The sequence below is a fragment of the Halochromatium glycolicum genome, from assembly GCF_016584085.1.
In the GTDB taxonomy this organism is placed as follows: Bacteria; Pseudomonadota; Gammaproteobacteria; order Chromatiales; family Chromatiaceae; genus Lamprobacter; species Lamprobacter glycolicus.
Genome location: NZ_NRSJ01000009.1, coordinates 1 through 25818, shown reverse-complemented (window position 1 = coordinate 25818; position 25818 = coordinate 1). Strand labels below are relative to the sequence as shown.

Sequence of the window (25818 nt, the reverse complement as noted above, 5' to 3'; positions counted from 1 at the left end):
CGCACATCAGTCGCGGCTGGTACCCATCAAGCGGCTGGCGCCCATCAAATGGCACGCGCTTGCTCAGCGGCATTACCGATGTAGCTTGCCGGCGTCAGCGCCTTGAGCTCAGCCTTCGCGGTGGCCGGGATCTCGAGCCCCTCGACGAACAGCGCCAACGCATCCGGGCCAATGCGCTGCCCGCGCGTCAGCTCCTTGAGTCGCTCGTAGGGCTGCTCGACCCCATAGCGGCGCATCAGGGTCTGGATCGGCTCCGCCAGCACCTCCCAATTGGCGTCGAGATCGGCAGCCAGCCGCGCCTGATCGGCCTCGAGCTTGCCGACCCCCTTCAGCGCCGAATCGAGCGCGATCAGCGTATGCGCCATCGCCACGCCGAGGTTGCGCAGCACCGTCGAGTCGGTCAGGTCGCGCTGCCAACGCGAGATCGGCAGCTTCGCTGCGAGATGATCGAACAGCGCATTGGCGATGCCGAGATTGCCCTCCGCGTTCTCGAAGTCGATCGGATTGACCTTGTGCGGCATCGTCGACGAGCCGACCTCGCCAGCAACGGTACGCTGCTTGAAGTAGCCAAGCGCGATGTAACCCCAGGCATCGCGGCACCAGTCGATCAGCACCGTGTTGAAGCGCCCGATGGCATCGAACAGCTCGGCCATCGCGTCGTGCGGCTCGATCTGGATCGTGTACGGATTCCACTCCAGCCCCAGCGACTCGACGAACTGGCGAGCGAATCCCGGCCAGTCGACCTCCGGATAGGCCGCCAGGTGGGCGTTGTAGTTGCCAACCGCGCCATTGATCTTGCCCTGCAGGCCGACCTTGGCGACCGCATCGCGCTGCCGGCGCAGCCGATGGACGACGTTCGCCAGCTCCTTGCCGAGCGTGGTCGGCGAGGCCGGCTGGCCATGGGTCCGTGACAGCATCGCAGTCTCGGCATGGCAGTGCGCGAGCGTGCGCAGTGCCTCGATCAGCGCATCCATCCGCGGCAGCAGGACATGATCGCGCCCGGCCTTGAGCATCAGCCCATGCGCCAGGTTGTTGATGTCCTCGGAGGTGCAGGCGAAGTGGATGAACTCCGCGATCGCGTTCAGCTCGGTGTGGTCGGCGATGCGCTCCTTCAGGAAGTACTCGACCGCCTTGACGTCGTGATTGGTGGTGCGCTCGATCGCCTTGATGCGCGCCGCATCGTCCTCGCCGAACTCGCCGGCGATCGCATCGAGACGCTGCTCGGCGGCGTTCGAGAGTTCGGGCACCTCGCTGATCTGCGGATGCGCGGCCAGGGCCTTGAGCCAGGCGACCTCGACGCTGACCCGATGCCGGATCAGCCCGAACTCGCTGAACACCGCCCGCAGCTCGGCGGTCTTGGCGCCGTAGCGGCCGTCGATCGGGGAGATGGCGGTCAGAGAAGATAAATCCATCAAACAGTTGCTCATCATTCGGGGTGAAAGGGGGTCAGAATCTCAACCCGCAGCATTCCGCCCCGTCTTGCCTAAGGAGGTTGGTCGACCGGGTTAGGCGACATCTTGTAACTGATTCACAAGATCTCTTCCGGCCGTCGCTGGGGGGAGCGCCTTACCGTCTTCGCGATAGAGCTGCAGGATTTCGTCCACGACATGACAAAGCTCCTCAAAAACGGCCAGCTCGTTGTCGCCGTGACAGCCGCCTAGCATGAGACCGGGACAACTGCCGACGTAACACTGATCCTCCTCGGACCATTCCACGATCTTGGCGTATTGATCACTGTCTTTCATCGCGCGACTCCGCAATGGCCTTCTCGACCGCTCGCACCAGGTATCGCTTGGCATCCTCTCCTGGTTTTCCTGGCACGGTAATCGGCTTCACCACACTCGGGTGGACGAAATTGCGATGACTCCCTTTACCACCGCGATCGACAAAGCCTGCCTGCTCCAACCTTGCAATCAGCTCTCGAACCTTTGGCGGCATCCTGAGCCAAACAAGACCGCTCAGCCCGCCGCCAGGCGCCGCAGCACATAGTGCAGGATACCGCCGTTGCGGTAGTAGTCGGCCTCGTTCGGGGTATCGATCCGGACCTTGGCCTGGAAGCGGACCGCGCTGCCGTCGGCATGGGTCGCGGTGACCTCGACCTGTTTGGCGTTGCCATCATCCAAGTCCCCGATGCTGAACAACTCGGTGCCGGTCAGCCCGAGCGACTCAGCGCTCTCGCCCGGCTGGAACTGCAATGGCAGGATGCCCATGCAGACCAGATTGGTGCGGTGGATACGCTCGTAGCTCTCGGCGATCACCGCGCGCACGCCGAGCAGCCGCGGCCCCTTCGCCGCCCAGTCGCGCGAGGAGCCGGAGCCGTACTCCTTGCCGGCGATCACGATCACCGGCACGCCCTCGCTCTGATAGCGCATGGCCGCGTCGTAGATGTCCTCCTGGTCGCCCGACGGCTGATGGAGGGTGACACCGCCTTCGGTCCCGGGCGCCATCCGATTGCGCAGCCGGATATTGGCGAAGGTGCCGCGCATCATGATCTGATGATTGCCGCGGCGCGAGCCATAGGAGTTGAAATCGGCCGGCGCGACGCCGTGCTCGATCAGATAACGCCCGGCCGGGCTGTCGGCCTTGATGCTGCCGGCCGGCGAGATGTGGTCGGTGGTCACCGAATCCCCGAGCACGGCCAGGCAGCGCGCGCCGGTGATCGGCTGCACCGGCTCGGGCTCCATCTGGATGCCCTGGAAGTACGGCGGCTCCTGGATATAGGTCGAGGCCGGGTCCCAGTCGAACACCTTGCCGGACGGCGCCTCGAGCCCCTGCCAGTGCGCATCGCCGGCGAACACATCGGCATAGGTGCTGCGATAGTCGTCCTGGCTCAGGAAGCTGGCGACGGTGTCGGCGACCTCGGCCTGGGTCGGCCAGATGTCGCGCATGAACACCGGATTGCCGTCCGGGTCATCAGCGATCGGGTCGTTATAGGGGTCGAAGCCCATGCGCCCGGCCAGCGCATAGACCACTACCAGCGGCGGCGAGGCGAGATAATTCATCCGCACCTCCGGATGCACCCGGCCCTCGAAGTTGCGATTGCCGGACAGGACCGAGCAGACGCTCAGATCGCCGTCGCTGATCGCCTTCGAGACCTCGGGGCGCAGCGGCCCGGAGTTGCCGATGCAGGTGGTGCAGCCATAGCCGACGACGTGGAAGCCGAGCTGCTTGAGCGGCCCCATCAGCCCGGCGTCCTCGAGATAGTGCGTGACCACCATCGAGCCTGGCCCGAGCGAGGTCTTGACCCAGGCCGGCACCTTCAGGCCGCGCGCGACCGCCTTCTTCGCGACCAGCCCGGCGCCGAGCATCACGGTCGGATTCGAGGTGTTGGTGCAGGAGGTGATCGCCGCGATCGCGACCGCGCCGTCGCCGATCTGGACCGATTCGCCGTCGATCTCGGTCGCGACGGCCGGCCGCTCGTCGACCCCGCGCTCGGCGTTCAGGGTCTTCAGCGCGGCCTCGAAGCCGGCCTTGACCTCGGTCAGCGCGACCCGGTCCTGCGGGCGCTTGGGGCCGGCCAGGCTGGGCACGATGGTGCCGAGATCGAGCTCCAGGCAATCGCTGTAGTCGGCCTCGAAGGTGCCGTCGGCGTCGAACATCCCCTGCGCCTTCGCATAGGCCTCGACCAGCGCGACCTGCGCGTCGGAGCGGCCGGTCAGGCGCAGGAAGTCGAGCGTCTCGTCGTCGATCGGGAACAGCCCACAGGTGGCGCCGTACTCGGGCGCCATGTTGGCGATCGTCGTGCGATCCCCCATCGGCAGGCTCTTGACCGCCGGGCCGTAGAACTCGACCAGCTTGCCGACCACCCCGTGCTGGCGCAGCATCTCGACGATGGTCAGCACCAGATCGGTCGCGGTCGCGCCCTCGGGCAGCCGCCCGGTCAGCTTCACGCCGACCACCTGCGGGATCAGCATCGAGATCGGCTGGCCGAGCATCGAGGCCTCGGCCTCGATGCCGCCGACACCCCAACCGAGCACGCCGACGCCGTTGATCATCGTGGTATGGGAATCGGTGCCGACCAGCGTGTCCGGATAGGCCTGGCGCACGCCCTCGACCTCGCGGCCGAAGACGACGCGGGCCAGGTACTCGACATTGACCTGATGCACGATGCCGGTATCGGGCGGCACCACCTTGAAGTCGTCGAACGCCTGCTGGCCCCACTTCAGGAACCGGTAGCGCTCCTGGTTGCGCTGGAACTCGAGGTCGGCATTGCGCTGCAACGCATCGTCGGAGCCGTAGGCATCGACCTGGACCGAGTGGTCGATCACCAGCTCGGCCGGCTGCAGCGGATTGATCCGGTCCGGATCGCCGCCGAGGGCGCCCATCGCATCGCGCATCGCCGCCAGGTCGACCACCGCCGGCACGCCGGTGAAGTCCTGCATCAGCACCCGCGCCGGGCGGTACTGGATCTCCCGATCCGGCTCCGCCTTCGGGTCCCAATGGGCGAGCGCCTCGATGTCGGCGCGGCGGACGGTGACACCGTCCTCGTGACGCAGCAGGTTCTCGAGCAGGATCTTGAGCGAGAACGGCAGCCGCGCGCTGTTCTCCACCGCGTCGACGCGGAAGATCTCGTAGGACTGGCCGGCGGCATCGAGGCGCGCCTTGGCGTTGAAGCTATCGTGCATGGGGACTCCGGGATTCGGTGACGGCATCTTGACGCCCGATTCTAGCGAGGCCGGGCGCGAAAGGCATCCCAAGCCTTAAGGACCGTCATCGCGAGCTCGTCGGCTCGGTCAGTTTTAACGCCGCGCATGGAAGTGGCTACATCCGCGACCGCGCGCAGCATGGCGCAATCTCTGCCCATCCGGTCCGCCGTGAAGGACCAGGGAGACGGTTTGCTCAGCACAACCCGACACCAGCGCTTTTGACCCGGGACTGCGGCACGACGCTGACGAACCGCCTGCATGACGCCGTCGGCGCAACCCACGGCCAGTCTATTTGAAGGAATCACTTGGGCATATCTACGAAACTCGGTTTCCAACCGCTTCTTCAGAAGGTCTTCGTCATCCTGGTCGGCGGTCTGTTCCTCCTCGCGGCCCCGGCATTCAGTGACGATTTTGATGCAACAGAGTTCGCACAAGACCTGCGCGTAGATGAGCAACTCAGGCACTTGTTCCAGATGTTTCTGGGAGATCCCGGGACCTACCGCCAGATGAGCACAATGGCGTTCGAGGCTCGGCGGACCTGATTCAGGACGATATGGTCTTCCTCACCGAGCTTGAGACCTATGTACAGCGCACCGTCCCGATTCTCACGGACGGCAGCCAGCACCCCGTGGTCGCCAAGCCACGGACCGTGCCGGACTATGCGCTTGCGCTCTTGGAGCCCGCAGCGGGTGCCGGAAAGGCCGAAACGTTGCCGTGACAACCGATCCCGATGCCCTGCCCTCGGTGCCAGCGAGCCTGCGCCTCGGCTGGGGCTTGGCGGCCGGATGCTGGACGCTGCGCTGCCGCGGCGGTGCATCCGGCGCGGCGGCCCGGCAGCGGGGCTTGCGAGCGCGCGATTCCAGCCTGGGCCAGCGTCAGTCGAGCAGCGGCGCGCCTCGCATCGAAGGCCCGTACTGAAGATTGTCAGATCGCAGCGGCAAATCCGTTCAGTCTATAGGCATGCGGAGCGTTGTCGATGCTTACGTCCTTGGCTGCCTTGATCGCCAAAGGAGCGGCCGGAAGATCGCCGACGAAGATGCTGCCGTAGGATAATGAGGTGTCGTCATGAGCTCTTCTCGAAGTGGCGTTTCAAACCGCCGTTGGAGCCTCGCTAGGCTATTCGGTTTGCCATGGGGCAAACGAGCCCGGCCGGGGCGCGACGAAACTGTGGTTCCGGCGTCGCCCCCGGCGACTCCCGACGTCCCACCGGTGGAGGATCAAGGCCGTACCGACCCTGATGCAGGGCATCAGACTCAGGTGCCGGAAACCGAGACACTCGAGAACCGTGCCTGGCTCAAGCTAGTCAATGAGTGCACCGACCTGTACGACGAGCTCGACACCCATGCGGACGGGCTCGACGCCGCCGGGCGCGAGATCGCGGAGCATGCCTGCCTGCGGTTGCAGGAGATTCTGCAGCGCAACGGCGTCGAGCTGATCGATCAGGACGGACCCTTCGAGCGCAAGCTGCACCAGCTTTCGGCAGGCGCCCCGACGGCCGGCGCCAGGCCGCCGATACAGGTCGTCACGCCCGGTTTCCGCGTCGGCCGCCGCATCCTGCGGCGCGCGCGGGTTGCAGTTGATCGAGGTCCCGACATCCCTGCACGAGGAGATTCGTCATGACAAACGCGTCGAACACAACCCCTGGTTTGGGCTCGAGTGACTGGTCCTCGCCGTTCGATGACCTGCTTCCGCCGCAACCGCAGGTCGGTGCTCCGATACGGCCGGCCGAGACCCAGATGGGCACGCCGGAGCAGGACATCCAGCTCTGGGACGGCCAGCAGGGGTATGCCGATACCTGCGCGATCCGCTGTCAGGAGTTCATCCTGGAGCAGTTCACGGGCGTGGAATTCGACGAGACGATGCTGCGCGACGAGGCGATCAATGCCGGCTGGTATCAGCCGGGCGGCGGCACGGCGCCGCAGGATGTCGGCAATCTCCTGGAGCTGCACGGCATCGGCGTGACCCGGTACGAGGGCGCATCGATCTTCAACCTGACCAACGAGCTGGCGCAAGGCCACAAGGTCATCGTCGGCCTCGATTCCGGCGAGATCTGGGGCCAGAGCCCGATCCTCGAGTCCCTTGCCGACAAACTGGGCATGTCCGGCGCCGACCACGCCGTGGTGGTCTCCGGCATCGACACCACGGACCCGGACAACGTGCAGGTCATCATCAGCGACCCCGGCACGGGTGAGGCGGCGGCCACCTACCCGATGGACCAGTTCGTCGACGCCTGGCGCGACGGCAACTGCTTCATGGTCGCGACGCAGGAGCCGGCGCCGCACTGGCTCCCCGAAATGGCCAATTTCGACTACGTCCAGGGCCATATCCCAACCGTCTGGGGCATGCCGTACGACAACTTCCTGGGGCTGGCCGACCAGCCCGAGAGCTGGGATGGGGCATTGGATACCGCATTACAGATGCTGGGCCTGGGCCCGCTCGCATCCCTGGCCGCATTGACCACCGAGCACAGCCGCGCGGATGACCAGCAGACGTCCACCCTGGCCGAAGGCGAGGCCGTCGACCAAGCCGCAGGCGAATACCCGCAAGATCTCGACCTTCAAGACGAAGCCGACAGCGACCTCGGCTGACCGGGCAACGCACGACCGACAGACAGGAAGCGCTCCGATGACCCCACCGCTACCGCAACAGTTCGAGGACCTGCGCCAGGACAGCCTGAACGCCATCGAGGACCTCGGTGCCGAGCGGCCGGCCTGCGACCTGCCGGCACCACCCGAGGCCCTGGCGAGCCTGCGCGAAAGGCTGCAGCAGAACCGCTATCGCGTCCTCGTCGTCGGCGAGGCCAAGCGCGGTAAGAGCAGCTTCATCAACGCCCTGATCGGCCGGCCGCTGCTGCCTACCGACGTCGATATCGCGACGAGCCAGGTGTTCCTGGTCAACAAGGCGGCGGAGGAGGATTACCGCGTCCGCTTCGAGGACGACACGGTCAAGGAGATCGCCGCGACCGAGCTCGAGCACTACGGCTCGCAGGTACTGGCCGATCAGGAAAGCACCCCAAGCCTGGATCAGGTCATCCGCTGGATCGAGGTCGATGTGCCGGTGCGCTTCCTGCCGGACGGGGTCAGCGTGCTCGACACGCCGGGGCTGGGCTCCCTCTACGCCGCACACAGCCTGATCACGCAACGCTTCCTCCCGCAGGCGGATGCGGTGATCTATGTGCTCACCTCCAGCGAGCCCCTCGGCCAGCGCGACCTGGAGACCATCGGCGCCATTCTCGACATCACCCCCAACGTCCTGTTCATCCAGACGCGGATCGACCGTTTCGCCAGGGAGGCTTGGCAGGAGGTGCAGGCGCGCAACGAGCAGGTGCTGCGCGAGGAGCTCGGCGACAAGCTCACGGACCCTCGCGTGTGGCCGATCTCGTGCACGCTGCTGATGAAGGCCGCCGAGACCGGGGACGAGGACTATGAGGTCCTGAGTCGGCATCGGGAGCTTGCCGCTGAGCTCAAGGCCTTCCTGTTCCGCGTGGCTGGCCTGAGCCGCGTGGCCACCGCCATACTGGCCACTGGCCAGTACCACGAGAGCGCCCGTCAAGCACTGCAGACGCGCGTGGCCGACCTGCTCTCCGAATCCAAGGAGCAGCGCGTCGCTGTGCAGCGCGACATGGCCGAGCGCAAGCGCCGGTTCGACAGCGACTGGGGCGAGCGCGGCGAGAAGCGGCAGGCCCTGATCCACGGCATCCGAAAGGTCGTCACCGGCGGAAAGCAACAGATGAGGCAGGCACTCGAGAGCGGAGGAGACATCGATCGCGAATGGCGCGACAAGATCAAGGCGCTGACCTCGCTGCCGCAAGCGCAGGCATTGGGCGAACGGCTGGCCGAAGGCGTCACGCAGGATGCGATCGAGAAATGGCAACAGGTCGATCAGGACGTCCGAGAGCGCGCAAGCGAGCAACTCGTCGATTTCGAAACGGCGATGGAGGCGCTGTCTCGGGGCGCTGCCGGCAGCTCGCTGTCGCCGGAGACGGCCGCTGCCGGCTACCAATTGCCGATCCAGGATGACTGGATCGACAAGTTCAAGGGGTTTCGCCAGGACTTCATGAGTGTGGGATTCGTCGCCGGCGTCGGTTATTGTTCCGCCGGGACTAATCCAGACGGAGGAGCCGCCTATTTCCAGTATCTGGCGGCTTCTTGGTGTCCGGATCACAGCAGTCGGGACAATATGTCGTCGCGAGCACGGTCTTCCCGCCGGCCGCTGTCGGTGTCGCGCTCGCCGGGAGCCTATGGGCGCTCGTCCAGGGCGGCAAAGGCTGGGGCCGGGCCAAAGAGCAGAAGCTCAGGCAGGCCCAGCAGGAGCTCCATGCCCATCTGCACAGCGTGCGCGATCAGGCCCGCCGCTACTACTTCGACGTCGACGTCGGCGCAGGCCGCTTGCACAACCTCGTCGACACGCACTTCGACGACTTGGCCCAACAGGTCGGCGAAAGCGTGCAGCAGCTTGCTAGCGAGCGCTCGGCCGAGGCCCAGCGCGAGCTGGAACGGCTCAAACAACAGGCCGAGCTCGATGAGAAACAGCGCACCGAGCGGCTCGGCGAGCTGCGCGCCTGCCTCGCCGAGTGGGACACCCTCGGCAAGCGGCTCCAGCGCATCGTCGAGCAGACCCAGCGCCTCGAGCAGGCGCTTTCCGAAGAGACCGGCGGTGCGCAGCAGGACAAGCCGGCATGAGCACCGAGCCCAGCCTCGGCATCGACTTTGGCACCACGACCAGCAGCATGGCCTGGGTGGACCCGCGCACGGGCGAGGCGCGGATCATCAAGAATGCCGAGGGCGAGGAGAAGACGCCCTCGGTGGTCTACTTCGGCGACGGCGAGCCGGTGGTCGGCACGCCGGCCGAGCACATGCTCGAAGACGACGAGGAGCGCCGGCGGGTGGTGGCGAGCGTCAAGCGCGAGCTGGTCAACGCCCCGACGCTGGCCCTGCCGGGCCGGCGGGTCAAGCCCGTCGAGGTCGCCGCCGCCGTGCTCGGCAAGCTCAAGCGCGACGCCGAGGAGCTGCACTTCAATGAGCCCGTGGCGCGCGCGGTCATCACCTGCCCGGCCGCCTTCGGCCCGCTCGAGCGCGACGAGATCGCCAAGGCCGCGCGGCTGGCCGGCTTCGCCGCGGTCGAGCTGCTCGAGGAGCCGGTGGCCGCGGCGCTCGCCTACAGCCGCGACGGCCGCGGCGTGGGCAAGTATGTGCTGGTCTACGACCTCGGCGGCGGCACCTTCGATCTGGCCCTGCTGCGCGAGCAGGCCGGCGGCTTCGAGCTGGCGATGGAGCCCAAGGGGCTGCTGCGCTGCGGCGGCGACGACTTCGATCTCGCCCTCTACGAGCACTGCGAGCGCCTCGCCGAGCAGCAATGGGGCGAGCGCCTCGACGGGGCGGGCCTCGATCTCGGGTTCCTGCGCGACTGCCGCAAGCGCAAGGAGAACCTCTCGGCCCACGACAAGGTGCTCTTCAGCAGCCTGATCGCAGCCGGGCGGGTCTTCAAGCACACGCTGACGCGCGCCGTGTTCGAGGACCTGATCCGCGAGCGCGTCGAGGCCACGGTGCGCCTGACCGCCGAGCTGGTGCGCGGCGCCGAGGCCCGCGGCCAGGCGGTCGAGACGGTGGTGCTGATCGGCGGCTCCTCGCGCATCCCGCTGATCCAGCGCCAGCTCGCCGAGGCCCTGCCGGTGGCCCCGCGCAAGTACGGCGAGATGGACGTGGCCGTGGCGCTGGGGGCGGCGTACTTCAGCGAGCGGGTCTGGCCAACGGAACCGGTCGACGACCGGCCCGCGGGGCTGGCGCAATACCGCGCCGCGGTGGAGCAGGTCTGGTCGGCACAGCCGCCGGCGGCGTCGGCCCTCGAGGGGCTCGGACCACGCGCCGGGGAGCTGGGCCTCGACGCGGAGCAGGCCGCCGCCATCGAGCGCGGGGTCATGGGCGAGACCAAGGAGGCGGTCCTTGCGCGCCTGCGCCAGGAGCAGCAGAAGCGCCGCGCCAAACAGTCAGCGCAAGGCGGAGACAAAGCCAGCGCGGGCGCCGGCGCCGCCGAACGGAGCCGGAGCCCGCGCCCGTCGCTGCCGCGGGTGACGGACCTGCACGGCGAGCCGGCCGAGCTCGTCCAGCGCCTGCAGCGCGAGACGGCCGCGGCGCTGGGCCTCGAGGTCTTGTTCCGAGACCGGCTCCAGGACGGCGGTGAGGGGCCGGAGATGCTGGTCATCCCGCCGGGACGCTTCCTGATGGGCTCGCCGGCGGACGAGGCCGAACGCTTTGACAACGAAGGCCCCCAGCACCCGGTGACCTTCGCCCATCCCTTCGCCATCGGCCGGTTCGCCGTGACCTTCGCCGAGTACGATGCCTTCTGCGCGAACACCGGCCGGACAAGGCCCGACGACAACGGCTGGGGCCGGGGCAGGCACCCGGTGATCCGGGTCTCCTGGGACGATGCGCTCGCCTACTGCGACTGGCTCAGCGCCCAGACCGGGCGGCGCTACCGGCTGCCGAGCGAGGCCGAGTGGGAGTACGCCGCCCGCGCCGGGACGACGACCGCGTTCTGGTGGGGCAATGCAATCGATCCGAGCCTGGCGAACTACAATGGCAACTATAGCTATGCCGGAGGCCCGACCGGGACCGACCGCCAGCGGACTCTGACGGTGAACACCTTCCAGCCCAACCCGTTCGGACTCTATCAGGTCCATGGGAACGTCTGGGAGTGGTGCCAGGACCAGTGGCACGGCGGCTATCAGGGGGCGCCGAGCGACGGCGCCGCGCGGGGAAGCCCGGACAAGGTGAGCACCGTCGTTCGCCGTTCGTCTGGCGGGGGCTTCCTCCAAGGGGTGCTGAGGGAGTTTGGTTTGGCTTCCGAGCAGACTGTCCGGGAACGTCGCGTGGTGCGGGGCGGGTCCTGGAACTACGACCCCAGGAACTGCCGCGCCGCCTACCGCCACAACATCACCGCCGGCGCTTGCCTTGGCTACGTCGGCTTTCGCGTGTGTTGTGGCGTCCCCATCGATTAGCTGGACGCCGGGATGCTGATCGCTGCTGCGCTGATTCCCTGCCCGCTGATGCGCCGCGAAGCGGCGCTACGCGCGACGTTTAGGGCTCGCTCTGCCGACGCAACGGGCCCGCCCGCGGTGCGGGCCAGTCACCGGCTTCGAGATCGAACGGCGCCAGCACATGCCGACCCGGTCCCCACGAGTCGGCATGCCGCATAGGCTTGATCCAGCCCGACACCTGGACGTCTGAATGCGCTTCGGCGCATGACGGAATCCTTCAGGACAGCGGGCGGGCCGCGGTGACGCGAGCGTGATGACTGACCGACGATGGCGCCGCTCGGATTGGACCAATGAGGTAAGCTGTCTCACAATCCGCCATTGACGTCGATCAGCCGGCTGGAATGCCGCTGTCAACGGCGACCAGCGCAGCGCGCTCGCCCGTCGCCCTGTCGCTGACGGCGCAGCGCGGCGCCCGCGGCACTTTCCGATGAGCCCACCGGGGAGCACAGCATGAGCGCGATCCAAGACGAGATCGTTCAGGCCCTGCAACGATCGGCCGAGCGGCTGCGCCTGCCGGGGCTGCCGGGCGCATTGGCGGATGAGCTGAACGCCATGGCCGGCAAGGTCTACGAGCCCTGCGTCGTCGCCGTGGTCGGCCGGGTGAAGGCCGGCAAGAGCACCTTCATCAATGCCCTGCTCGGGGCGCGCGAGGACCTGGCGACGGTCGGCACCACCGAGACCACGGCGACGATCAACTACTTCCGCTACGGCAATCCGGCCGATCCGGCGCGACCGGTGCGCTGCCACTGGCGCGGCGGCGGCTACGAGGACATGCCGCCCGACTTTCTGCACCAGCTGCAGGGCAACGACGAGGAGACCTTGCGCCGCGCCGACGGGATCGCCTACCTGGAGTACCAGCTGCCGCTCGACTACCTGCGCCGGGTGACCCTGGTCGACACGCCGGGGACCGGCGCGGTGGTATCGCAGCACCAAGGGCGCACCGCCGAATACATGCGCCTCTATGGCCAACTGCGCGAGCGCCATGATCGGGAAACCCAGCAGATCGGGGAGACCAGCGACGCCATCATCTACCTGATCGGCGCCGTCGCGCGTGCCACGGACCGCGATTTCCTGGAGGAGTTCGGCCAAGCGACCCAAGGCCGCTCAAGCGCCTCGAACGCGATCGGCGTGATGGCCAAGATCGACCTCTCGCCGGAGGTGATGGCGCGGCGCGAAGCCCTGTCCGGAAAGATCGCCGGGCAGTTGAAGGACAGCCTGAACTGTGTGATGCCGATCTCGGCGGGGCTGAAGCGGGCGTTGGATTGGCTCATGGCGGATGGGGAGGCCGGGTTGCAGCGGCTGATGGACGGGCTGCGCCGCGTGCCGCCGCCACGGCTCGAGAAGCTGCTGAGCAGCGACGAGTTCTATGGCGACCACGAGTTCGACGACTGTCCGCTGAGCACCGCCGAGCGCCGCGCCCTGAAGGGGCCGCTGGATTGGGCGGTGTTCACGACCGTGGCCCGGCTCGCGGCCGACCCGGAGCGCGATCGCGATGCCGTGGTCGGCGAGCTGGAGCGCATGGCCGGGTTCGCGCCGCTGCACGCGGTGCTGGAGAGTCATTTCCTCAAGCGCAGCGAGCTGCTGCGCGCCTACCGCATCCTCAGCGATGCGCGCCGCCTGGTCCGCTCGCTGCGCTACGATCGGCTGCCGGTCCTGCGCGAACGGGAGCGCGAAGACAGCGCCCGGCGCGACCGATTCCTTGCCTTTATCCGCGGCGCCGGGGGTGATCCGGCGGTCGCCCAAGAGCTGACCGAATGGGTGAAAAAGGCCACGGTACCACAAGTGTCTCCAGTCGCCGAGGCCATCGATGCGGCCGAGCGTGCGCTTGGGCGCGCCTACCACGAGCTCGAAGGCTTCAATGCCGACTTCGAGGCCCTGCAGACCCTCGAGCGGCACAGCGAGCTGTTCACGGACCAAGAGCTGGACACGCTGCGCGGTCTGTTGGGGCTCTACGGCCTGCAGACCGCAGAGCGGCTGCCCTCGACTCAGCCCACGGATCTCGACGAGATCGGCCGCCATCAACAGCACTGGCTGCAGGTGAGTCAGTCCGGTCGCCCGGCCGCGCGGCGCGCCGTCGCCGAGCGCGCCGTGGCACGCCTCGGACTCATCTTGGATGAGCTTGATGACGCAGATGCCGCCGGTGAGGCTTAGAGGCCCTATCAAAACGGCCGCTTGACCCGCGCAACCTGCTGATCTATCTGGCTACAGGAGGGATTCTGTTAGGGCTTCTTAATCACCCAGCCGGACCGCCCATCTCGCCGGATGCCAGTGCGACTGCGTCGTTCCCTCAGCGGACCAAGTTCGGTTAGTATCCGTTCGAGTGTTGAGGCGAGACCGGGATCGCTGTCGCTCCGAAGGGTGCAGCTTCGTCGCCGCATGCCCTAATTGTCGTCATTAGCTGCAGCGCCTACCGTCATATGGGCGGCCTTGGGGCTCGCCGCGCATGTCCGTCGCCCGGGTTGCGGCTCTCCAACGCAGGATTCCAAGCATTTGGAATAGTGCATCGTTGGAACCGCCTTCCCTGCGGACAGGCCCCCTCCCTCGATTCGGTTTAAGGCGGAGCCCCTTAGCAGCGGGCGTTGGGCACGAGATCGATGATCGAGAGCATCGATGAGAGACGGAATAGCGGAACCAACGGTAGAAGCGCTGTACTCCGAGGAATGGACTCGCCTCTTCCTCGGGATCACCCGCAAGACGTTCGGACGCATGACCGATCCTCAGGCATTGGCTGAAGACGCCAGGCAACGCCTCGCCATTCGCTTAAGCCGGCTAGAATCGGACGGGGACTCGCGCCATCTGACCCGCGCCTACATCTTCGTGGCGTTCAAGCGTTGCCTGGTCGACGCCTACCGCGAGCTGGCAGGACGGCCCGCGCCCCGCAAATGGCTGCGGGAGTTGGGTGCGCTCGGCGAGCGTCTTTTCGAGCTGCGCTGCCTGATGCGTCTGACTGACAGCGAGGTCCTGGCCGCGCTGCGCGATGACCCGTAAGCGACGGACGGGCAGCCGACCAACGAAGCAGAAATCCTCCGGATTCTGCAGGAAATGGACCGCCGTCAAGAATGCGCTGGCCGCGCCAGCGAGTCCGTGCCGTTGGAAGCCACCGATGAGGATGGTCGATCCAGGATCGAGCCCGTCGCTGGCGATGGAAACCCCGTCGACAGCGCGACCCGCGACCAAGCCAGTGCGCTGTGCCAGCTACTTTCTGGCGCACACGTTGACTCCCCCTCCCCTTTCCTCAGTGCGCGGGCAGAGGAATTGAAAAAGAGCCACGCAAGCCCCCTGGTGCTCAGTGACGAGGAGCTATTCATCCTGCGCTGCTTTCAAGACCCGATCCCGGAGCGGCGTGTGGGCGAGATGCTCGGTGGTCTCAGCGTGCGCCAAGTCCGGTACCGCCGCCAGCAGGCCCTCGCCAAGATCAAACGCTACCTTTCCGCAAACCAGATCACACTTGATGACCTCCTCGTTTGATCTGCGCTGTACCCTCATGCCAGCCTGATCCGCCGGAGAAGGCTTTCAACCGACCGCTGTGGCGCAACATGACGGACCGTCATTTTGTCAAAGCCGATCCGTTTAACCCGTCAGAAACCCCTTGTTGTATCGACCGCTTAGAGGCCGTACACCGCTTGCATGAAAGCCTCAAGAGAGGACCAGAAGAAGACCGATCGCGGCAAGACCGCGGCTCAGCAGGTAAATTGCGCCTTGACCCTAGCCTCAGGTCAGGCCCGCGGGCCGGCCCCAAAGCTCCTCGAGCTCGAGCGCTTTCGCCACGGTCACCTGACCGAGCCACGCCGCAGCGAGGTCCTCTCGCATCTTGCTCGCGATCCAGGCACTTTCGATCTGCTGCGTCAGCTCGAACAAGCCGATGCCGAGCTGGAGCAGCTCGGGATGCTCCCGGCTCGGTTGCAACGCATTGCCCGCCGCGTGCGCCATTGGCGCTCCTATCTGATTCGCCGCAATAGGCAGCCCCGTTGGACCGGGACTTGGCAGGGACCCGCGCTCGCCGCCGGTGCGCTCGGCGTTGCCGTGTTGGTCGCGCTGAGCCCACTGTTGCTCGAGTCGAGCCCGGCCAAGCAAATCGATAATCTCTACCGGCAGATCACCGTGGCCCAAGTACCCTCGCCGGAGTCGCGATCTTGGGCGATTGGTCCTGGTGGGGGCAGGACCAAAGGGATGGGGCCGTTAGGGTCCAGCCGCATTCCTGATCGGCATCGGCCGCGCGGCGAGCCGTTATTCGGTAGTCGGCCGCCACCGGCGTCGCGGGAGCAAGGCGCCTTGCGCGCGGGGGTCCGCCAGGCATTGCAAAGGCTGGTGGGAGCAGACCCGAAGTGGGCCGCAACGATCGCTGGCCTGCCCGCAGAACCTCCGGCTTGCCGGCCCAATGACAAGGACTGCCGGAGGCTCAGCGCTACCGCTGCTGAGATCGGACAGTGGGCGGTTTTGGTCGACTGGCAATGTCGGGCTAGCTCGCGAGCGCCAGCGGACTTCTGGCGGGATCAAGATCGGCTGCGCCACTCGCTTGCGGAGGCACTCGACGCGCAAGCATCGCCCCTTGCTAGAGCGCTGCGGGATTTTCCCGGCGAGTCTGCTAGGACGCGGCTGTGCCGCGGCGTGCGGACGATCCTAAACCAAGCGTTTCGGATTTCCCCATATCACCGACCTCTTCCGCGAGATGCTCGAGATCCAACAGATCGAGGCGGCCCTGCCTTAGATAGGTCGCCTGCTCCTGGGTCCAGGTGAAGAAGTCTTCCTCGTAACCGGTGCTCATCAGGTTTCGGTCGGCTCATCGATGGCAAATATCAGAGGTGCGAGCAAGATCCGGCGACTGACTCGCTCAGCTCGGCTGGCGCGCGCTGGTCCCAGAACTCAGATAGGCGCGCGCGGAATCGAGCAGCTTACGCCGGCCGAACAGGATCTGCATCCGACGCCCGCCGCACTGCCGCCAGAGCATCGCGGCACGGATACCGGCGAGCAGCAGGGCGCGAATGCGCTCCTGGTTCTCCTGGTTCTGCAGGTAGAGCGGGTTGCCGCGGACGATGATCCGCGGCTCCAGCTTGCTGATGGTCGCCGAATAGATCCCGGCCAGGCGGCTGATGACCGCCTGATCGAGCAAGTGGGCGTCACCGCGTTGAGCAGCCGCGGCTTCGATGCCGTCTGCGATCGCGGCGAGCATGTCGCCCCGCCCGGCCAACGTCCGCTCGTGCTTGAGAAGCGTGATCACGTAGCGGGTCAGCTCGACATTGCGCTCGGGCTGGCCGGTGAGCTGCGCGATCACCTGCCGCGCCCCGGTGGCGACCGCGCCCGGTGGGCCGAACACTGACGGGACATCCTCGGCGTCGATCTGGAACAGGCTGTACAGGCAGGGCTCCATCTGCTCGGTATCGACGCTACCGCGGTTGGCGATACGGAGGACGCAGTGGGCCGCTTGATGAAGACCTGCCAGCGCGATGATACGGTCTTGGTCGCTGTGGGGCATGGATATCGGATCTCGAACGCTAAAATACTGGGTTCGGCGCGACGGGCCGCCGGCGCTGACAGGCGCCCACTGGGTTTCGGGCATCTGACCTATCGCGGCCCGGGCAGATAACGCAATGGCCAGCGCGCACCGCACAACGGACCACTCTCGCGCCAACAAGGGCACAAACACAGGCCGATGCTACGCGGCCTCTCGAATCACGCAACCACCCAGGCATTCGTCGTCAAGGTAGAACACGGCCGACTGACCGGGGGTGATCGCACGCTGCGGCTCATCGAAGCGAACCCGACACATCCGGCTATCGTAGCGAATTATCGTGCAGCGCTGCAGCGGTTGCCGGTGCCGCAATCGGCACCAGCAGCGCAACGGCACCGGCCCGGGCGGGCGCCCCGCGATCCAGTGCGGCGGTTCCGCGGTCAGCTCGCGCGACCAGAGCAGCGGATGGGCCCCGCCCTGGACGACGATCAGCGCGTTGCACTCGACGGCCTTGGCGGCGACGAACCAGGGTGCCTCGCCATGCTCGGCGACCCCGCCGATACCGAGCCCCTGACGCTGCCCGATGGTGTACCAGGCGAGCCCTCGATGCTCGCCGACGACCGCGCCTTCCGGGGTCATGATCGGCCCCGGATTGCGCGGCAGGTAGCGATCGAGGAAGTCGGCGAACCGCCGCTCGCCGATGAAGCAGATCCCGGTGCTGTCCTTCTTCTCGGCGTTTGCAAGCCCGAGAGAGCGAGCGCGGTCCCGCACCTCGGCCTTGGTCAGATCGACCAGCGGGAACAGCGCACGGGCAAGCTGCGCCTGGCTGAGCTGATGCAGGAAGTAGGTCTGGTCCTTGTTCGCATCGACGGCCAGGCGCAGGTGCGCGCCATCGCCTGCGTGCGTGACGCGCGCATAGTGGCCGGTCGCGATCGCATCGGCACCGAGGGTCAGGGCGTGATCCAGGAACGCCTTGAACTTGACCTCCTTGTTGCAGAGCACGTCCGGATTCGGCGTCCGCAGCGCGCGATACTCGGCCAGGAAGTGCTCGAAGACGCGATCCCAGTACTCGGTCGCGAAGTTGACCCGGTGCAGCCGGATGCCGAGCCGCTCGGCGACCGCCTCGGCATCGGCCAGATCCTCGGCCGCCGCGCAATAACCAGGCTCGTCGTCCTCCTCCCAGTTCTTCATGAACAGGGCCTCGACGGCATAGCCCTGATCCAGCAGGAGATGCGCCGCGACAGCGGAATCGACGCCGCCGGAGAGGCCGATGATGACGCGCCGCGGCTTAGCCTGCGACACGGGTTTGATGATCAAGGTTCTCTGTCATGAACGAAACCATACCCAAACTTGAGCGACGCTGACACTCGCAGCGCCGGTGCCCGACAGATTACGTCGAAGGCGCACTCCACTGGCCATCGCCGTGACCGACCTGGTACCGATGAATAACGTCTTGTCCGATCTTTTTTGACCCTCTTGCCCGCTTTCACGATCTTCGCAAGAGCCCGACCCTGGGCGCGTTGCTCAGCCAAGGTCGCTGTCGCCAGCACATTCTCGCGCAGCAGCTTTCGATAGTTCGCCAAGCGACGACGATCGATATGATCGATCGACTGGCGGGTGTTGTACCTGGCCCTGCTCGGGCGCGAGTGCCCGCAGATGCCGTGCGATACGGTGTTCGCCGATGAGGAGTGGAGGGCGGCCTATCTGGTTACCCAGCGCAAGCCGCCACCCGAGCAGCCGCCGTCACTGGATACCATGGTGCGGATGGTCGCCAGCTTGGGGGACTTTCTCAATCGCAACAGCGATGGCTTCCCGGGACCGAAAACACTCTGGATCGGACTACAAAGGATCCCGGGTTTTGTGCTCGCACTGGAGGCTCAGCGCAGCGTGGGGGCGACTTATGGGTAATGGCATGGGCATAACGCCCGCTGATACAAGCGCGCCTACCCAAAATCAAACCGGCAGCGCTGATCATGCGCGGCCTCGAGATCGATGGCAAGCACTAAAGTGAACGCGAGGCCAAGATCAGCAGGAAATACGTGGTAGCGCTTGCCGCTCTGATCTCTGAAGACTGCAATCGCAGCTCAACGATTCGGCTTGAGTTCCAGTTAGCGAGCCTCGTACTGCGAAGCATTCGTTCGGGCTTTGACGGGCTGGACCATCGCGCGCGCCACCGACGCCGCATCGGCTCATGATAATGACCTAGCCTTATTAACGCTGACGCACCCACAAGTCTTATCGACTGCGAGTGTAGGGCATTGATGGCGCTAGACGTCTCGACGTCTGTGTGTATTGCTCATTTGCCGACTCGGCGGTTGGCTAGTAATGAATAACTTGAGAGAATTGTCCTAGCAGAGCATCACTGAGAGGGGTTATCGTGAATCCTAATTCGTGCTGTGCCACCGCCCTAGAAAACGGCATCTGATGGCGAGCCCCATCTGACGGATCAATATATAGCACGAGCTGCCCTCTCCGAGTATCATGCTGGAGACCGTAAAAGATAATTATATGCCGCCCTCTCCGTGAGGATGTTTGCCAGGCATAACTGGTCCATAAGAGGCCGTGCCGTCGCAAGAGGCTCGCCCACCCTTCAATGCTCCAATTCTGCAGCGGCTCGGCAATTATGCCTGCAGCGCGCGCTAAATTTCGGTTGTCAGCAATCGATAACCCAGTATTTCGACGGTACACATCGAGATAGTGTTGACCTAGCGTTGCGACAGCTGTTTCAACCGGCACGGAAGTCTTGTGCTGCCACGAATACATCATGGTAAACATGGCAGCCCAGCAACTCATAGAGTTGCGCTGCCTGATTGGAGAAATTATTCCTGGTACCACGTAGCTGATGGCCATAACGAGCTTCTCCAGACAGATAGCTGTATCTTCTCTCTTGCCGCACAGCCAGCTGCAGAACGTGCGGCGCGGAACGGAACAGGGGCGGGGCGCGACAGCGGAGCACCGGCCGTACGGGGCGCCGTATTTGCCGCGTCAGAAGAGAATGGAGACAAACTACTCATTCGTATCTATTGTGGGCTATTGGCGCATCGGATAGAGGGACGACATCGTCCAGTTACCAGTCGTTGCGGTAAAACCGGCCCCCATCAGAGGGGCTCCGGAAAATTCCACGTTGACGTTTCTTCCTGTCAAGCGGCCGGGGTTTGAGAAAATCAGGACGGTACTTCCTACACCGTGGCCGCCGACGCCAAGGCCCGCTGCGGTCACGCTTCCCCCGCCTTCGAATCCGGATAATGGTATCGGTCGTGGCAGCGTGAAATGCTCCCAATTAGAGGCACCGCTCAAACCTCCTGGCGGAGATGGAATTCGAGCTTCCCCAATGCCTACACCGCCTCCGCCACCCAGATACCGAAAAGCTGCACCAATACGAGTGACCGGGTCACAGATCTCGGCAATCACTACCTCACCAGCAACGACCACGCCAGCGCTGGCAGCACCAGCGATCCGGATGGCCCAACGGCTAGAAGTCGGTTCTCGAGGCTCTCCCATGATATGTCCCTCTTCTCGCATGCACTCACGTTCGACGCTAGAGCCAAGTGAATTTCTAAGAAGCGCTATCAAACCGCCCGCTTGACTTGCACAAATGTCTGACTTCGAAGGCCGCAGAAGTCATTCTGTTAGGACTTCTAAGAACACTTGGCCAACCAAAACCGAAAATTCACATGGCAGCAACCAATCTCAACTGCCAGATCGAGCGCCCTCCTGAATTTATTCATCGTCAATAACCGTTAGACATCGCTAAATGGCGTGCGGAATCAGAGATGCTTATACTCTTTTGTTGCATCATTTCTCTAAGACTCTGGGCCAAGCTGCTGGCGGCCATTTCAACCAAGGGCGGCCACTTCCGGCCGCGGTCACCAACGGCTACGTCGTCCGCCGCAAGCGTGTGGACTACGTGGAGAAGGCGCTTGTCTATGTTGGGCGCTATCGTTATCGCGGTGTCGGCAGCGAGAGTGATATTCTCGCCTGCCGAAACGGCCGGGTGATCTTTCGCTACCAGCAGGCCAAACGCCAGTACGATGAGGTCCACACCCTGCCGGGCGCGCAGTGCTTAACGCAGATATTTTCAGCATGTTTTGAACAAGGGCGTCCGTCGAGCACGCAGATATAGCGCTTTCCCTCAGAATAGCAAAACCACGACGGTGCTGCCGCATTGATTGTTCGAGCTAGATCCGGAGCGCTTTGTCGCCAAGCCTAGATCCCGCCGTCGCCTGGCAACGCGCTTGCACCCATGACGACCGCCACCCCAAACCGCACCAACGCTTGATGATGCGGCGCTTCCAGTGATGCAAGCACAAGCAACAATCCGCTCCGTCAAAATTCGGTGAGTAACCATCCGCTGGCGAAACCGGGTGGGCTCAATGGGCGGGCCGCTCAAACCGGCCGGGGGACGCTAACCCGGACCCACGGATATTGGACCGGCTAAAGGCTGCCGTGCAGCTCCAGAACTGCAATTGGTCGAGGCGTTGACGCTCTTGCTCTTGGTGCTGAACGTAGCCGCGGACAAGTGCGTCATCGCGTCCAACTGTGGTGGCGAGTTCGTCACACAGCGCGAAGCGCTGCCCGCCGAAGTTGCGCTTGCGCACACAATAGACATGCGCCACATGGATGGCGCTCTTGGTTTCGATGTAAGAGTCGGACTACTGGCTGCGGCGGCGCATCCGCCTATGCGACTGGAAGCAGTGGCGACGGTTGCGCGATCGCATTCGCCAGCTGAGGGCTTTGCGGACACGGATGCGAACCGCGATCTGGACGGGCATTAGTCCCGCGCGCTGGCCACGCAAACCCGGATAACGAATGGCGGACAAACCGCTAGGGCTTGATCAGCACGTAAATCCGTGAGGTGAATAGCACCAAACGGAGGTTTCCATCGAAAGGCATGCGCGGTTTAGAGATTGGTTGCGATGAAGGCCGAGTGCGCTGGATTGCCATGGCATTCGCCTCAACGACGAGGCGAATGTGGGTTTTTCATGCGCGTGAGCCGGATGTGCGCTGCAGCCAGGCGCACGCCCTCCTCGGAGCGCGCCGCGTCGTCTCAGGATGGGCGGGATGAGGGGGTGGCGGTGCTACGTCACCGCCAACTGCAGATACAAAGCACGATAGATCGTCACCGCCGGGCACTGCGCACCGAACACCAGCTTCAGACGGCGGCCGGTGCGCACCAGCCGTGCCGCCAGGTCGATCAGCTCCTGCATCACCGTGCGCAGGCGCCGGCGTTTGGCGCGATGCCTTGGCGGGGCCTTGGCGCCGAGCAGCCCTTCCTGTCCGATCCAGCGCAGCAGGTTGTAGGCCAGCTGCGCACAGGTCAGCACCAGGGCGTTGGTGGCGAATTTGCCCGAGGGGAAGCGCTCCAGGTCCAGGTCGGTCTTGAACTCACTGTGGAACTGCTCGCTGGTGCCATGCTCGGCATACCAGCTGATGATGCTCGCCTCCGCCTGCCACAGGCTGGTCCACCAGCCCTCAAGCGTGATCTCCGGGACCAGCAGGGCTTGGCCGTCCTGGTCGATGGTGCGCTCGGTGACGCGCATCACCCGGCGCAGGGTGTCTTCATACTCGCCATCGACCCGATCCTCGACGACGCTGAACAGCGCCACGCGCTTGCCCGGGCGCGGCGTGCTCCAGTGCGCGTCCGACTCCTGGCTCTCGGCATACGCCAGCCAATCCTCCGGGCGCTCCTGGCGCGGGTTCCACTTGATCAGGTGGTGGACCTGGGCGGCTTGCGGATGCTGTTCGTTGTGCGCGAACACCGCAGCGATGTTCTCCAACGCATCGTTGCCGCTGTCCAGGCGCAGCAGCACCCCCTGATACGTCGGGAGCAAGCGCCGGGTGCGCTCCAGCACCCGAGCGAGCAGCGCCGGGGTGTCCTTCTGACAATGCTGGCGGCCTTCACGCAGCTCGACTTCCACACACCAGCCCTCCTGGCCCAGGTAGGCCAGCATCGGCGCGTACCCATCACAGCCCTTGTACGTACGCGAGACGCCCTCCTTGTGGGTGCGCCCGTTATCGAACGGACTGACATCGCAGTCCAACGGCACCAGCCCATTCGCCAGCGGGGTGATCGGTGCGCCCACCCGCCGCAGGAAGTCCTCCGAGGCCTGATCGACCGCGCTGCGGAAGGCCTGCGCGTGCTCATCCAGGCGCTGGCGCAGCGTCGCCTCCGAGGGGACGTCGCGCAGGCCCAGGGCCTCGTAGAAGAATTCGTCCGCGCGAAAGGCGGTGACCGCCTCAAAATCGCTCTTGCCCAAACACACCAAGGCGATATAACTGGCCAAAATGTCCCGGTGCTGGATCGCGTCCGGGCGCACATCCGAGACAGCGCTCGCCGCATCGGCCAAGTCGGTATGATGATGCAGCGCCCGGCCAATGAGCCCAAGGCCCGCGTGAGAGGTCAGATCAGCCGCCGATTGCTCAATGACGAATTGCCGCATGGCGCCACCAAATGGGTGATGTGGTAAAGATGCCTATTTTACCACCATCGCGCTGTTTCGGCAGCATTTTTCGCCATTACTCATTCATTTAGCTCACGGATTCAGGATGAAGACCTCATAAACCGATCGCGCCTCATTCCACCATTCGTGCGTTGATGCTTGGTGCCCGGCAATTACCAAATCCCGACTCGGCCTCGACGTGAGGTAACTGACAACGGATGATTCGATGTAAACGGACTTCGCCATATCTCACACACAATTGTTCGGCTGTCGTCTGGAAGCTAACGTATGGCTAGCCCGACCAATACGGCGCCCGTAAGGCGGTAACAGCATGCGCTGAGTTCGGTGCGCGGCACTGGATCGGAGCTGAGCCACTTGTTGGGTGTAACTCAACTGGCTGCGAACACGAAATGAGAGCGATTATGCCACCTTTCCCAAGGTCTCAGACATGTCCCTGTTGCTTATCGAAAGAACCTCTATACCTATAACTCGACTTTGGCCATTTTGCCGAAGCGGCTTGTCGCCGGTGAGCGGCCGGCGTCAGCGGCGCAGCCAGAGGCTGAGCGGTTGGCGGCAGAGCGAAGCGAGCGGTATCGTCTGATGTCGACCAAAACGCCAAACTGTCCCGCCCGTGCCCGCTCTGCCGTTGACGATTGTAGCTGTTTTAGAACCGTTTGCCGTGCTGTTCACGCGTCCGAGCTGGGCGCATGCGCAGGTGTTGGTGATCGGCACCCTGCTTGCGCAGGGGCCGCGCACGGTCACGGCGGCGCTGCGCGCGATGGGTCTGTCGGGCGAGCGGCGCTTCGAGCGTGACCATCGCGTGCTCAACCGGGCGCGCTGGTCGGGACTGCGCGGTGCGCAGATCCTGCTGGGGCTGTTGCTGGCGCTCCTGCCGGCTGGCGTGCCGATCGTGATGGCGGTCGACGAGACCCTGGAGCGGCGCTTCGGGCCGCGCATTCGGGCCAAAGGCGTCTATCGGGATGCGGTGCGCTCAAGCCGGGGCAAGGTCGTCACCTGCCTGGGGGTGGAATGGCTGGTGATGGCGCTGTTGGTGCCCGTGCCCTGGAGCCAGCGGGTGTGGGCGCTGCCGTTTCTGACCCTGCTGATGCCCTCCGAGCAGGCCGACACCGCGGCGGGTCGCCGACATCGCACCACCGTGGAGTGGACGCTCGTCATGGTGCGCCTTGTGGCCCGCTGGCGGGGTCGGCGCCCGTGGATGCTGATCGGCGATGGGCGCTACGCCTGCATCCGCCTGGGCTGGGAGTGCCTGACCCACCAGGCCACCCTGATCAGCCGCCTGCGCCTGGATGCGCGCCTGTTTGCCAAACCGGAACCGGTGCCGCCGGGGCGGCGCGGGCGCAAGCCGCAGACAGGCGCGCGCCTGGCCAAACTGGCCAGCCGCGTGGAGGAAGCGCGCACCCAGGGCGAGGTGGTCACGGTGCCCTGGTATCGCGGCCAGCGCAAAACGCTGCGCGTGCTCAGCGGCATCGCGCTCTGGCACACGCCCGGCATCACGCCGCTGCCGATTCGCTGGGTGCTGGTGGTCGATCCCGAGGGGCGTCTGCCGGCGCAGGCATTCTTCACCACGGCGCTGACCCTGACCCCGGCGCGGGTCATCGAGCTATTCGTCTGGCGCTGGTCGCTCGAGGTGACCTTCGAGGAGACCCGCCGCCATCTTGGCGTCGAGACCCAGCGTCAGTGGAGCGAGCTCGCCATCGCCCGCACCACGCCGGTGCTGATGGCCCTGTTTTCGCTGGTCTGCCTGATGGTGCATCGCTGGCGCGCGCACTGGCCCACCCTGGCGCGCTCGAGCGCCTGGTATCTCAAGCCCGAGGCGACCTTCTCCGACTGCCTAGCCTTGGTCCGGCGCCGGATTTGGAGCGAATCCTATTTCGACACCTCAGCCGGCGCGCAGGACCCTGTCCAAATCTCACCCCAGCGCTTAGAGCGCTTGCTCGATCAGCGTGCCGCGACGGCCTGAGGGGCCGAAAAGTGCCAAAGCCGAGTCAGGAAACCAAATGTGTCCGCTTCAACGAATAAGGTTAGATCGTCCGAGCGAAGCGAGCGACGATCTGAACCGTTTGTTGGACGAGCCCGGGATCGTGGAGGTGCGGGGGTATGCCGGGTGACCACGGGTGATTGCTCACCCGTGGTTCCCACAGATCCGGACGTGCGGAATTCCCGCATCCGGCTCCTCAGTTGAGCAGTCGCTACACAACAATCGTTGCACACCCATCGGACAAAAGC

The 25818-nt window shown here is 65.2% G+C and carries 24 protein-coding genes and 1 pseudogene; 14 read left to right on the top strand and 11 right to left on the bottom strand.

Annotation, left to right across the window (positions count from 1 at the left end; translation table 11 throughout):
- Positions 1–44: 44 nt before the first annotated feature.
- The 5 genes from purB to CKO40_RS07035 all read right to left on the bottom strand — a co-directional run bounded on the left by purB (position 45) and on the right by CKO40_RS07035 (position 5110).
- The gene (gene purB / locus CKO40_RS07055; RefSeq protein ID WP_200345497.1) at positions 45–1412 is read right to left on the bottom strand and encodes an adenylosuccinate lyase; all 1368 of its coding nucleotides are present in this window, start codon (positions 1410–1412) and stop codon (positions 45–47) included.
- Between the two features lie 93 nt (positions 1413–1505).
- Complete coding sequence (locus CKO40_RS07050) at positions 1506–1745, bottom strand: hypothetical protein (RefSeq protein WP_200345496.1); 240 nt, start codon at positions 1743–1745, stop codon at positions 1506–1508.
- Positions 1732–1938, bottom strand: coding sequence for a type II toxin-antitoxin system HicA family toxin (locus CKO40_RS07045; RefSeq protein ID WP_200345495.1), 207 nt, complete (start codon positions 1936–1938; stop codon positions 1732–1734). Before CKO40_RS07045 ends, CKO40_RS07050 begins: the two co-directional genes overlap by 14 nt.
- A 20-nt stretch (positions 1939–1958) precedes the next feature.
- Positions 1959–4625: an aconitate hydratase AcnA gene (gene acnA / locus CKO40_RS07040; RefSeq protein WP_200345494.1), complete on the bottom strand. Its 2667-nt coding sequence runs from the start codon at positions 4623–4625 to the stop codon at positions 1959–1961.
- Between the two features lie 41 nt (positions 4626–4666).
- Positions 4667–5110: a hypothetical protein gene (locus CKO40_RS07035; protein ID WP_200345493.1), complete on the bottom strand. Its 444-nt coding sequence runs from the start codon at positions 5108–5110 to the stop codon at positions 4667–4669.
- Positions 5111–5199: 89 nt separating this feature from the next.
- Between CKO40_RS07035 and CKO40_RS07030 the strand changes: the two genes are divergently transcribed.
- From CKO40_RS07030 to CKO40_RS06985, 10 genes and pseudogenes are all read left to right on the top strand, one after another.
- The gene (locus tag CKO40_RS07030; RefSeq protein ID WP_200345492.1) at positions 5200–5364 is read left to right on the top strand and encodes a hypothetical protein; all 165 of its coding nucleotides are present in this window, start codon (positions 5200–5202) and stop codon (positions 5362–5364) included.
- Complete coding sequence (locus CKO40_RS07025; protein WP_200345491.1) at positions 5361–5564, top strand: hypothetical protein; 204 nt, start codon at positions 5361–5363, stop codon at positions 5562–5564. Before CKO40_RS07030 ends, CKO40_RS07025 begins: the two co-directional genes overlap by 4 nt.
- Before the next feature lie 291 nt (positions 5565–5855).
- On the top strand, positions 5856–6266 hold the full coding sequence (locus tag CKO40_RS07020; RefSeq protein WP_200345490.1) for a nucleotide exchange factor GrpE: 411 nt from the start codon (positions 5856–5858) through the stop codon (positions 6264–6266).
- Between the two features lie 116 nt (positions 6267–6382).
- The gene (locus CKO40_RS07015; RefSeq protein ID WP_200345489.1) at positions 6383–7234 is read left to right on the top strand and encodes a C39 family peptidase; all 852 of its coding nucleotides are present in this window, start codon (positions 6383–6385) and stop codon (positions 7232–7234) included.
- A pseudogene (locus CKO40_RS25290) lies at positions 7125–7808 on the top strand (dynamin family protein); the annotation flags it as partial. The gene CKO40_RS07015 and the pseudogene CKO40_RS25290, both read left to right, overlap by 110 nt.
- 989 nt (positions 7809–8797) lie before the next feature.
- Positions 8798–9328: a hypothetical protein gene (locus tag CKO40_RS07005; protein ID WP_200345571.1), complete on the top strand. Its 531-nt coding sequence runs from the start codon at positions 8798–8800 to the stop codon at positions 9326–9328.
- Positions 9325–11643 (top strand): Hsp70 family protein, encoded by a 2319-nt coding sequence (locus tag CKO40_RS07000; protein ID WP_242476885.1) that lies wholly within the window; start codon positions 9325–9327, stop codon positions 11641–11643. The genes CKO40_RS07005 and CKO40_RS07000 overlap by 4 nt, the downstream gene beginning before the upstream one ends.
- Positions 11644–12132: 489 nt before the next feature.
- The gene (locus CKO40_RS06995; RefSeq protein WP_200345487.1) at positions 12133–13833 is read left to right on the top strand and encodes a dynamin family protein; all 1701 of its coding nucleotides are present in this window, start codon (positions 12133–12135) and stop codon (positions 13831–13833) included.
- A 459-nt stretch (positions 13834–14292) separates the two neighbouring features.
- Positions 14293–14670: a hypothetical protein gene (locus tag CKO40_RS06990; RefSeq protein ID WP_200345486.1), complete on the top strand. Its 378-nt coding sequence runs from the start codon at positions 14293–14295 to the stop codon at positions 14668–14670.
- Between the two features lie 102 nt (positions 14671–14772).
- Positions 14773–15150: a hypothetical protein gene (locus CKO40_RS06985; protein WP_200345485.1), complete on the top strand. Its 378-nt coding sequence runs from the start codon at positions 14773–14775 to the stop codon at positions 15148–15150.
- A 243-nt stretch (positions 15151–15393) separates the two neighbouring features.
- Here CKO40_RS06985 and CKO40_RS06980 read toward each other — a convergent pair whose 3' ends face one another.
- From CKO40_RS06980 to mnmA, 4 genes are all read right to left on the bottom strand, one after another.
- Positions 15394–15612 carry a hypothetical protein gene (locus tag CKO40_RS06980; protein WP_200345484.1) on the bottom strand — a complete coding sequence of 73 codons (219 nt, stop codon included), beginning with the start codon at positions 15610–15612 and terminating at the stop codon, positions 15394–15396.
- A 655-nt stretch (positions 15613–16267) separates the two neighbouring features.
- Complete coding sequence (locus CKO40_RS06975; protein ID WP_200345483.1) at positions 16268–16447, bottom strand: DUF29 family protein; 180 nt, start codon at positions 16445–16447, stop codon at positions 16268–16270.
- A gap of 66 nt (positions 16448–16513) precedes the next feature.
- Positions 16514–17155: a high frequency lysogenization protein HflD gene (gene hflD / locus CKO40_RS06970; protein WP_200345482.1), complete on the bottom strand. Its 642-nt coding sequence runs from the start codon at positions 17153–17155 to the stop codon at positions 16514–16516.
- Positions 17156–17335: 180 nt separating this feature from the next.
- A complete protein-coding gene (gene mnmA, locus CKO40_RS06965; protein WP_200345481.1) occupies positions 17336–18433 on the bottom strand; it encodes a tRNA 2-thiouridine(34) synthase MnmA in 1098 nt (365 codons plus the stop codon).
- A gap of 315 nt (positions 18434–18748) precedes the next feature.
- On the opposite strand from mnmA, the gene CKO40_RS06960 reads away from it, so the two are divergent.
- Positions 18749–19039: an IS4 family transposase gene (locus CKO40_RS06960; RefSeq protein ID WP_420827366.1), complete on the top strand. Its 291-nt coding sequence runs from the start codon at positions 18749–18751 to the stop codon at positions 19037–19039.
- A gap of 411 nt (positions 19040–19450) precedes the next feature.
- On the opposite strand, the gene CKO40_RS25285 is transcribed toward CKO40_RS06960, so the two are convergent.
- A complete protein-coding gene (locus tag CKO40_RS25285) occupies positions 19451–19924 on the bottom strand; it encodes a papain-like cysteine protease family protein (RefSeq protein WP_420827370.1) in 474 nt (157 codons plus the stop codon).
- Positions 19925–20885: 961 nt separating this feature from the next.
- On the opposite strand from CKO40_RS25285, the gene CKO40_RS06950 reads away from it, so the two are divergent.
- Both CKO40_RS06950 and CKO40_RS06945 read left to right on the top strand, forming a co-directional pair.
- Positions 20886–21254, top strand: coding sequence for a transposase (locus CKO40_RS06950; RefSeq protein ID WP_207173466.1), 369 nt, complete (start codon positions 20886–20888; stop codon positions 21252–21254).
- 343 nt (positions 21255–21597) lie between these two features.
- Positions 21598–21906, top strand: coding sequence for a hypothetical protein (locus CKO40_RS06945; protein WP_200345478.1), 309 nt, complete (start codon positions 21598–21600; stop codon positions 21904–21906).
- A gap of 303 nt (positions 21907–22209) precedes the next feature.
- Here the strand turns inward: CKO40_RS06945 and CKO40_RS06940 are convergent, their stop codons facing one another.
- Positions 22210–23571 (bottom strand): IS1380 family transposase, encoded by a 1362-nt coding sequence (locus CKO40_RS06940; protein ID WP_200345477.1) that lies wholly within the window; start codon positions 23569–23571, stop codon positions 22210–22212.
- Between the two features lie 646 nt (positions 23572–24217).
- Here CKO40_RS06940 and CKO40_RS06935 point away from each other — a divergent pair.
- Positions 24218–25552, top strand: a complete 1335-nt coding sequence (locus tag CKO40_RS06935) for an IS701 family transposase (protein WP_207173464.1) — start codon at positions 24218–24220, stop codon at positions 25550–25552.
- Positions 25553–25818: the final 266 nt, after the last annotated feature.

Coding starts and splice junctions, on each gene's coding strand:
- CKO40_RS06990 (WP_200345486.1), top strand. CDS start 14,293: ATGAGAGACGGAATAGCGGAACCAACGGTAGAAGCGCTGTACTCCGAG.
- CKO40_RS07000 (WP_242476885.1), top strand. CDS start 9,325: ATGAGCACCGAGCCCAGCCTCGGCATCGACTTTGGCACCACGACCAGC.
- CKO40_RS06950 (WP_207173466.1), top strand. CDS start 20,886: ATGGCGTGCGGAATCAGAGATGCTTATACTCTTTTGTTGCATCATTTC.
- CKO40_RS07015 (WP_200345489.1), top strand. CDS start 6,383: ATGGGCACGCCGGAGCAGGACATCCAGCTCTGGGACGGCCAGCAGGGG.
- CKO40_RS06975 (WP_200345483.1), bottom strand. CDS start 16,447: ATGAGCACCGGTTACGAGGAAGACTTCTTCACCTGGACCCAGGAGCAG.
- hflD (WP_200345482.1), bottom strand. CDS start 17,155: ATGCCCCACAGCGACCAAGACCGTATCATCGCGCTGGCAGGTCTTCAT.
- CKO40_RS07045 (WP_200345495.1), bottom strand. CDS start 1,938: ATGCCGCCAAAGGTTCGAGAGCTGATTGCAAGGTTGGAGCAGGCAGGC.
- acnA (WP_200345494.1), bottom strand. CDS start 4,625: ATGCACGATAGCTTCAACGCCAAGGCGCGCCTCGATGCCGCCGGCCAG.
- CKO40_RS06995 (WP_200345487.1), top strand. CDS start 12,133: ATGAGCGCGATCCAAGACGAGATCGTTCAGGCCCTGCAACGATCGGCC.
- CKO40_RS07030 (WP_200345492.1), top strand. CDS start 5,200: ATGGTCTTCCTCACCGAGCTTGAGACCTATGTACAGCGCACCGTCCCG.
- CKO40_RS25285 (WP_420827370.1), bottom strand. CDS start 19,924: ATGAGTTGCTGGGCTGCCATGTTTACCATGATGTATTCGTGGCAGCAC.
- CKO40_RS06940 (WP_200345477.1), bottom strand. CDS start 23,571: ATGCGGCAATTCGTCATTGAGCAATCGGCGGCTGATCTGACCTCTCAC.
- CKO40_RS07050 (WP_200345496.1), bottom strand. CDS start 1,745: ATGAAAGACAGTGATCAATACGCCAAGATCGTGGAATGGTCCGAGGAG.
- CKO40_RS06980 (WP_200345484.1), bottom strand. CDS start 15,612: ATGGCGCACGCGGCGGGCAATGCGTTGCAACCGAGCCGGGAGCATCCC.
- purB (WP_200345497.1), bottom strand. CDS start 1,412: ATGGATTTATCTTCTCTGACCGCCATCTCCCCGATCGACGGCCGCTAC.